Annotated in this window: 7 protein-coding genes; 1 reads left to right on the top strand and 6 read right to left on the bottom strand. The window is 40.0% G+C overall.

Features of this window, described 5'->3' with window-relative positions; all coding sequences use genetic code 11:
- The 5 genes from ACJ751_RS28250 to ACJ751_RS28230 form a co-directional block, all read right to left on the bottom strand.
- On the bottom strand, positions 1-1,100 hold a 1,100-nt coding region (locus ACJ751_RS28250; protein ID WP_407748892.1), incomplete at its 3' end, for a glycosyltransferase family 2 protein.
- A gap of 20 nt (positions 1,101-1,120) precedes the next feature.
- The gene (locus tag ACJ751_RS28245; protein ID WP_407748891.1) at positions 1,121-2,191 is read right to left on the bottom strand and encodes a glycosyltransferase family 61 protein; all 1,071 of its coding nucleotides are present in this window, start codon (positions 2,189-2,191) and stop codon (positions 1,121-1,123) included.
- A gap of 37 nt (positions 2,192-2,228) precedes the next feature.
- Positions 2,229-2,585, bottom strand: coding sequence for a hypothetical protein (locus ACJ751_RS28240; RefSeq protein WP_407748890.1), 357 nt, complete (start codon positions 2,583-2,585; stop codon positions 2,229-2,231).
- Positions 2,586-2,602: 17 nt separating this feature from the next.
- Positions 2,603-3,730 carry a glycosyltransferase gene (locus ACJ751_RS28235; protein WP_407748889.1) on the bottom strand — a complete coding sequence of 376 codons (1,128 nt, stop codon included), beginning with the start codon at positions 3,728-3,730 and terminating at the stop codon, positions 2,603-2,605.
- Positions 3,731-3,826: 96 nt separating this feature from the next.
- On the bottom strand, positions 3,827-4,648 hold the full coding sequence (locus ACJ751_RS28230) for a glycosyltransferase (RefSeq protein ID WP_407748888.1): 822 nt from the start codon (positions 4,646-4,648) through the stop codon (positions 3,827-3,829).
- 461 nt (positions 4,649-5,109) lie between these two features.
- Here ACJ751_RS28230 and ACJ751_RS28225 point away from each other — a divergent pair, with 461 nt between their 5' ends.
- Entirely contained in the window at positions 5,110-5,868 is a 759-nt protein-coding gene (locus tag ACJ751_RS28225; RefSeq protein WP_407748887.1) for a sugar transferase, read from the top strand.
- A gap of 59 nt (positions 5,869-5,927) precedes the next feature.
- Here ACJ751_RS28225 and ACJ751_RS28220 read toward each other — a convergent pair.
- A partial coding sequence (locus ACJ751_RS28220) for a YifB family Mg chelatase-like AAA ATPase (protein ID WP_407748886.1) occupies positions 5,928-7,388 on the bottom strand: 1,461 nt, incomplete at its 5' end.

Raw genomic sequence — 7,388 nt, 5'->3', positions numbered from 1 at the left:
TAATTATCCCGCATTTCTGGAAAACTGCAGATGGTAGCCGCATTAGACATTGGGGTAATGGTAGCAATTTTTTTATCATGTAACAACGGCCTGATCAATTTTGATAACCAGCCCGCGGGAATCTCAATGTCGCTATTGAGCAATACAATAATCTCCTGGCTGCAGGCACTGAAAAGTTTGTTAACGGTGCGGGTAAAGCCGAGGTTATGGGTATTTCTTGTTACTACGAGATCCTTATAGGTGTCTTGCGCCTCCTTTAAATAGGCCACTGTGTTTTCGTCGGGGCTGCAATCATCTATTATGTGTAATTTAAACGGAACGTCACTGCGTTCATAAAGTTGTGGAATAAGCTTTCTCAGGTACTGAATTCCGTTATATACAGGTAAAATAATATCTACCTTGGTGTCGGTATTAACCGGGGCGATGTATTGTTGCTTCAGGTCAATAAGCTCTTTCGTAAACTCTTCAAAAACATCTTTCTTTATCGTATTATATAGGAGCACTTCCGATAAGGGGATCTCATATCGATCCGTTACCGCTTCAGCTTCTTTTAAAGGGCTTTTGTGATAATCCAATCTGAAATAAGAACCATTGGCTATTGATTTAATAATGGCCCTTTTATTTCCCAATCCTTCTTCCTTAAGAACAGAGGTCAATATACTCTTCGGAGTTGTATTCAGCTTCTTCAGGATATTAAATAGGTATAATACGGCATAGGCTTTATGTACCTTTTTAAGTTCAATAATCCCTGCGGTAAACTGAATATTCGATTCTGAGATATCAAGCCGCAGCTTTTGACAATCCCATGGAACTTTAATAAGACCGAACAGACGGCCTTTTTCGTAAAACAATTTCCAGTGATGTAATTCGGAATATCCTGAGCCAAAATCGAAGTATACTTTAGGCAAAAGAATTTCGCCTTTTATCAGTTTAAATTCATAATTTATTACGTACCAACCGGCTTTAAATAATTTCTTATGTGATATTATCTCAAAAAAAGGATCATTGTCAAGCGATTCGTATAATTGTTCTGATTCAACTTGTGAACTAATAAGGTTATTACTTGGTAGAGTTTTAGTATTTAATTTTTTCGAGATCATTATTTTAGGAGGCTTAAGATTTAAACTATTAGTCTAAGCATATCTTCTAGTAACGAAATATCGATCTGCCATTTATATTCATGTTGGTGTCCATCGGCAGAGGTCGTTTTAAATATTAAAGGAAGATATTTACAGCCTTTGTTCAAGGCAATCGTTGCAAAACATGGATTTAAATATTTATCGGGAAGCATTTCGATAATATATGTATCAGGTCTGCAATACAAAGCGTTTGACAGGTTGGCCCCGTGCGGCGAAATTATAACATCAGCTGAATAAAATTTATTGGCCTGCTCCTGAATGTTGTGGTTTCCAGTGATGAAAATTTCCGCATTAAAGCGGTTTTCCAATACCTCAATTAATTCCTTTTCGTTGGTAATGGTTCTGTTCTTTGTGTCTTGCCGGGAGCAATACACTATCTTTTTACTTTGATTGTTATTGGTGCCGTTTGGGTGGTAAATATTTTCGCTGAAATATTTGTCGCCGAAATTCAAAATAAAGGGAGAGATGTTAAACGAAAACTCACCACCGATCATGGATGGGTAAATAACCTTTTCGGCAAAATACAGATCTTCCTGTATGGTCAGGAACTGCACATCGTTTTCCAGGTCTATTTTTAATACTTTTAAATAATCCATCGCAAAAGCAGGTAAGCCTTGAGGTAATAAAAGCTTGGTATTATTGCGAACTGATTTTAATGAAAGAAACAACGCCAGTGAAGGAAGGCATTGAATAGTCCAGTGATAGTAATTCTGATAATCATGGTTATAGGCCATGAAGTAAGTAAAATCGGGATTTAATTTATGTGCTTTCTCCCGCTTTTTTTTGAATAACTGATCCATCAGCTCTGCCGGTTTAAGATAGGCAGACTGCATAACGTGGGTTTGGTTATTGTCAAAAACAAATGCCCACCTTGAATCGATATATTGATTAGTAAACAATACTGCTCTAACAGGCGTTGTATTTAGCGTTATATCAATTTGAAACGTTTGTTTTAAATTGTCTATCTGTTGTAAATATTCAGCACTATTTCCACCGTCCGTAAAGGCCGCTAATTCTATTACCGGCCGTTCGTTATAGATGTTGATTTCCATTTTTCCCTAAAGAAATTAAAATGAGACTTGCCTGGTATTATTTTTCTCTTTTTCTGAAAAGCTTTTCCATTATGGTGCCCCAAATACTCCGGGTTTCATAAGTACGTCTGTACCAATCTACGTCATTTTGAAGTTTGCTGATATCGCCCAGCAATTTATTTATTAATTGTCTGTTCCCTTCTGCAGTTTCCTGAAACTCACGGGTATTGGCCTCAAACATGCTAATGGCAATATTTTTTTGTTCCAATTGCTTTTTTAACTCTTCAATTTCCGCAGCCTGCTCTTTTATGGTTTCTTTTTTTTCTGCCAGCTCAATTTCAATAAAACTCCTGATCTGATCAAGGTTCTGCCTTATCAGATCATGGCTCATGACCCCGTTGAGTTGCTTCTCCATGATAATAATCAATTTAATTAGGCATTTACCAGGGCCGGCTTTAGATAGTTATTATTTTCAATATGATTGCCGGCATACAAATGCCTGTACCGGGTAAAGGTATGATTTACATTAAATGATTCTTTACCATGAAGGGCAGAAAATTCTCCCATAATGTTAAGCATGCTGGTATTGTTATAATACTGCAGCAGTTTTACAATTGCCTCAGAATGGTGCTTAAACAGGTCGCCATTTAAACATGATTTAACCAGATCCCTATTTCCTACGCTGTCTGTTAATAGAACAGGCTTTCTTAATGCCAGGGCTTCCAGCACGGCATAAGGCAAACCTTCAAAGTTGGCTGTTGATAAATACACATTGGCTGAGGAAATCAAGCGAGCTACTTCCTCGCCAGGTAACCAACCGGTTATTGTTATGTTAGAAGAAGTTAATAATGCTCTTTCGGGCCCATCACCTATCCAAATGAATTCGAATTGGTTAAATTCCTGAAAATATTGGGCAATATTATTGAATAAGGCGGGGTTTTTTTGATTGATGATACGGCCGCTGGTTACAATACAGAACTTATTGTTGGAAGGTTCTGTTTCGTAATGGCTAAACCGGTCGAATTTGATGCCATTGTTAATAGTAATAGCCTGAATGCCAGCCTTTTCGTATTCTTCCTGTTCTGATGGAGAGCAGCAAACCACCTGGCCGCCAAAATTATTGCCCAGGCGTTCGAGTTGTTTGTACAAGAAGTTTGACATTTTACTGGTGCTCACCAGGAAGGGAGCGCCATTAGGTGTATAAATTACATTATCGATGCCCAGCACCTTACATACAATTCTACCAATAAATCCACTTTTTGAGGAGTGTAAATGAACGGCGTCGATCTGTTGTTGCTTTTTCAGCCGTTTTAAAACTTTATATAATTCAAAAAACGCCGCGAAATCTTTCGATACCTTAATGCTTCGTTGGGCTGAATGCCACCGCACAAAACGGGCATTGGTTCGGGCAAACTGTTTTCTAATATCAGTAAATCTTGTTACATGGGCTCTTTCGCCATGAACAATAATATGCTCATCATCAGGCATATTTTCAACCACAGATTTAACAAAAACTACGATCCCCCCCGCAAAAGCCTCCGCCACATGTACAATTTTCATAATAAATGGATTTAATGGTAACAGCAACTCATTTGTCTTCAGGTGCTTATGCAAAAACAAGCCCTGTATTTATCATATGGCATTTGATCAGTATTATTATACTCCATACAAAACCCTTTTCATGGCAAAAACCAGGTTGTATGGAATAATTAAGAGCAACCTCAATTTTAAAACCCCCAAATAACGTAAAACCCTATTCCTTCCGTATTCTCTTACGACTTTAATCCTGCTATTCAGCTGCTTTTTTCTGGAATTCAGCGAAATACCTTTATGATTTATTTCGCAGGTCACCAGGTATTCGGGTATAATGGCACATTCACCCTTCAACAGGAACTGGTAGAAAAAGCCATAATCCTCGGCATCAGGATAGGTTTCGGGGTACAGTTTGTTCTCTTTCATAGCATCGCACCGCCACATTACGGTAGGATGGATGAAAATATTCCTAAAATACATACCCCTTTTTATCTGTTTTTGTTGGGTAGGGGTAATATATTTAAATGCTACGTTGGTAGTAAAGTCTTTGAATATGCACCAGCTGCCAACCAGGTCTATTTGTGGATGTTCCTGTAAAAAAGTTACCTGACGGTAAAATCTTTCCGGCGTACAAATGTCACCACAATCGAGCCGGGCAACAAAACTTGCCTTGTTTTGCTGCATGATCCATTGAAGCCCGGTGTTTAAGGCAATTGTAATTCCTTTATTATAAGGCAATTGTATAATCTCTACAGATATATTTTTTGAGATCTGCCTGTACACGTCTTCCAGGGTAACAGGATGGGTGCTGCCGTCGTCAACAATTACTACAGCATATTTGTCTGCATCATATAGTACACTTTGCAATGAATGAAGCAGCCCCGGTAGATTATTATAAAAGGGTATTAACAGGTAAAAATCAATTTTTTGGGGACAAGACTTCATTTCTAATTGTGGTTATGCGAAATCTAACCTCTCAGCCAGTAGTTTTTAATAATTCTGCAAATGTAAACGCATTTTTAAACATTTATCTGCTAAAGGAGTGTAAAAATGCACAAAAACGTTGCTTCACTTCAGCATAAAAAAGTTAAAAAAATAGATGCTTTAGCCGATAAGTGTGCAGTTTTAGCAATAAGCGTGTAGTTTTAAGGAATTTTCGTGAAAGAGGTTGATATAAAAGAAAATAGGAAAATTATTTTAAACCTTTTTTGATGCAACCTTTCTTAAGTTTGCATTGTCAATGGTGGGATTTTACCAATTCTAAAAATTTGTTTTAACATTCATGTTTAGGGGTTTAAGCGATTTTGTTGTTTTAATATTAAATGCGATGTTAAAGTGTGTGTGAGGTACTAATACGGCATTAATTTCGTTAACAAAGTCCTTGAAGAAACCATAATACCTGTGCTATGATCGAGCAACCCGAAAATTTAGTATATAAGAGAGTCAAGTTTTTTACAGAACAGACGCCCTCGCTAAGGCTGTATTTGGAGCGCAAGCATGGATATTTTGTTGCCAAGCGTTGTTTTGATATAGTTACATCACTGATGATCATTGTGTTGGTTCTTTCCTGGTTATTACCCATCTTAATGGTGCTTATAAAATTGGATTCAAGAGGCCCGGTGCTTTTTAAACAAAAGCGTGTTGGGTTTCTGGGACGGGTATTTTGGTGTTATAAGCTGCGTACGATGTGCATTAACCGGGAAGCTGATATTCGTCAGGCCAGTGAAGATGATCCCCGCATTACCCGCATAGGTAAATTTTTACGGGTTACCGGTTTGGATGAATTCCCCCAGTTCTTCAATGTTTTAATGGGCCAGATGAGCATTGTTGGTCCACGTCCGCATATGAACGCAGACTGCAATAAATTCGCCAACGCTGTTAGCGGCTATAAATTCAGAAACCTGGTAAAACCCGGTATCACCGGTTTGGCCCAGATCAAAGGCTATCGCGGTCCTACCAAAGATTTTGAAAGCATTTTTCACCGTTACCAGTTTGATGCTTTTTATGTTCGTAATGCAAACTTCTGGTTAGATGCACGGATTGTTCGAAAAACAATCGCCCAGATCATCGGTGAAGTTTTTGCCAGGGTCTTAAAAAGCAAAAGCGGGAATAAAGTTTCTACCGAAGAGTGGAACACGTCTTCGCTTAAAACGATCCAGAACTAGTTGAACGATTCTACTATTGCTTGCCATTTTTTATCTTTTGCCATCGATTGCTACTTCTTTCACCCACCCCAACTTTCTCTATCAAGATTCCTGTAGGTTATAGCTTCCGCCACATGTTCGGTTAAAATAATTTCACTACCCGCCAGATCTGCCACAGTACGACTTACTTTTAAAATACGATCATACGCCCGCGCCGATAAATTGAGTTTGGTCATCGCAGCTTTTAACAGGTTTAGCGCCGCTGCATCAGGCGTGCATACTTCTTTCAACAGCTTACTGTTTATTTGAGCATTGCAATAAATACCGGCATTATTCTTATAACGCTGCGTTTGTATGGCCCGGGCTTCTATCACTCTTGCCCGAATGGCCGAGGAGGGTTCTGCCTGTCTGGGTCTGCTTAAATCGTTGAAGGGCACAGGCGTTACTTCCACATGCAGGTCTATACGATCCAGTAAGGGCCCCGAAATTTTATTCAGGTATTTATGAACGAGACCGGGTGCACAGGTACATTCTTTTTCGGGATGGTTGTAAAAGCCACAGGGGCAGGGATTCATCGCCGATATTAACATAAAACTGGCCGGAAAGTCAATGGCCACCCTGGCCCGGCTTATGCTTACGCGCCGTTCTTCCAACGGCTGCCGCATCACTTCCAGCACACTGCGTTTGAATTCGGGCAATTCATCGAGGAACAAAACACCATTATGGGCTAGCGAAATTTCGCCAGGCTGGGGTAAACTGCCGCCACCAACCAGCGCCACATCACTGATAGTATGATGCGGCGAACGGAACGGTCTTTTCGCTATGAGAGTTGCATGCGCTGGCAGCTTGCCTGCTACGGAATGTATTTTAGTGGTTTCCAACGCTTCTTTTAATGACAGGGGCGGCAGAATGGTTGACAGGCGTTTAGCCAGCATGGTTTTGCCCGATCCGGGTGGCCCAATGAGAATGGCGTTATGACCGCCGGCAGCTGTTATCTCAAGCGCCCGCTTAATGTTTTCCTGCCCTTTTACTTCACTGAAATCATGCTCAAAATCTTCCTGGGCATCAAAAAATTCTTCCCTTGTATTTATTGCTACCGGTTGTATGCTTAATTCATCATTCATGAACTTTATCAGCTCGGTAAGGTGTTCAATGCCATATACCGGTAATGCATTCACCATGCCCGCTTCGCGACAATTTTGTTTTGGTACTATCAGCCCTTTAAAGCCTTCTTTACGGGCGGTAATGGCAATTGGCAGGGCGCCTTTTATGGGATGAATCGTTCCATCGAGATTGAGCTCACCCATAATTACATAATCTTTTAATCTTTGCGGATCAATCAGCTGGTTATTGGCTGCAAGTATGCCAATGGCTATGGCGAGGTCGAAGGAGGAACCGCTTTTCTTTATATCGGCCGGCGCCAGGTTTATGACCAGTTTGGTGCGGGGCATTTGGTAGCCGATGGTCTTTATGGCGCTTTCTACCCGTTGCAGACTTTCTTTTACCGCATTATCAGGCAACCCCACAATGAAGTAATGTAC

It is taken from the genome of Niastella sp. (assembly GCF_045805085.1).
In the GTDB taxonomy this organism is placed as follows: domain Bacteria; phylum Bacteroidota; class Bacteroidia; order Chitinophagales; family Chitinophagaceae; genus Niastella.
This window is presented reverse-complemented; position numbering and strand designations above follow the sequence as displayed.

Coding starts and splice junctions, on each gene's coding strand:
- ACJ751_RS28245 (WP_407748891.1), bottom strand. CDS start 2,191: ATGGAAATCAACATCTATAACGAACGGCCGGTAATAGAATTAGCGGCC.
- ACJ751_RS28240 (WP_407748890.1), bottom strand. CDS start 2,585: ATGGAGAAGCAACTCAACGGGGTCATGAGCCATGATCTGATAAGGCAG.
- ACJ751_RS28235 (WP_407748889.1), bottom strand. CDS start 3,730: ATGAAAATTGTACATGTGGCGGAGGCTTTTGCGGGGGGGATCGTAGTT.
- ACJ751_RS28230 (WP_407748888.1), bottom strand. CDS start 4,648: ATGAAGTCTTGTCCCCAAAAAATTGATTTTTACCTGTTAATACCCTTT.
- ACJ751_RS28225 (WP_407748887.1), top strand. CDS start 5,110: ATGATCGAGCAACCCGAAAATTTAGTATATAAGAGAGTCAAGTTTTTT.